The sequence below is a fragment of the Nocardioides sp. CPCC 206348 genome, assembly GCF_048654705.1.
Classification (GTDB): domain Bacteria; phylum Actinomycetota; class Actinomycetes; order Propionibacteriales; family Nocardioidaceae; genus Nocardioides.
Map to the genome: position 1 here is coordinate 1 of NZ_JBMCZA010000166.1, position 647 is coordinate 647.

A 647-nucleotide genomic window follows, 5' to 3' on the forward strand; every position below is an offset into this window, starting at 1 on the left:
CGGGCGAAGGCCTGCATCTGCTCGTCGGTGAGTCCTTCGGCGCCGTGCACCACCGCCACCGGGTTGCCGAGCAGCGGCTCGGCGCTGAACACGTCGACCTGACGGAACTCCCGCGGCGACGACACCGTCAGGCGCTGAGCGACATCGGGCCGTAGACCTCGCGGTCGACCTCGAACAACGTCACCTGGGCGACGCCGTACTCGGCCAGCTCGGCCCAGATCTCGCCCACCCACGACTCGGCGTCACCCTGGCTGGGGAACGTCTTGTCGGCGTACTCCTCGGCACCCTCGCCCTCGAGGGTGACCTCGGCGCCGGACGCGTCCTCGAGCCGCCAGTGCCACGGCTGCTCCGGCACGGCGGGCGGACGGAAGGTGGACGGCTGCTCCGGGAGGCTCATTTCGGGGTCCCTGCGGTGTTGTCGGACGGAGGAGCGAAGCGGGGGAGATCGAGAACACCGTGGGGTGATTTCATGACTCACGCACCGAGGGGGTGACGAACGGCGGCTTGGTGATCTGGAAGACCTCGTTGCGGCCACGCACGTCGACCATCACCTCGGCCTCGTCGTTGACCGCACTGGCGACCAGGGCCAGGCCGATGCCCTTCTTCAGCGTCGGCGAGAAGGTGCCCGAGGTGACCTCGCCGAGGGG

Annotated in this window: 3 protein-coding genes; all 3 read right to left on the bottom strand. The window is 69.6% G+C overall.

All coding sequences use genetic code 11. The features are described 5' to 3' along the window. Positions 1-233 (bottom strand): PhzF family phenazine biosynthesis protein (locus tag ACOADB_RS13050; RefSeq protein WP_378599145.1); only part of this gene is annotated, 233 nt, incomplete at its 3' end. Continuing rightward, a complete protein-coding gene (locus ACOADB_RS13055; RefSeq protein WP_378599148.1) occupies positions 128-397 on the bottom strand; it encodes a hypothetical protein in 270 nt (89 codons plus the stop codon). The genes ACOADB_RS13050 and ACOADB_RS13055, both read right to left, overlap by 106 nt. A gap of 70 nt (positions 398-467) precedes the next feature. Then, the coding region (locus tag ACOADB_RS13060) for a glycine cleavage T C-terminal barrel domain-containing protein (protein WP_378599151.1) at positions 468-647 on the bottom strand (180 nt) is incomplete at its 5' end.

Excerpts from the sequence above, each read along its gene's own strand:
- ACOADB_RS13055 (WP_378599148.1), bottom strand. The coding sequence starts at position 397 with ATGAGCCTCCCGGAGCAGCCGTCCACCTTCCGTCCGCCCGCCGTGCCG.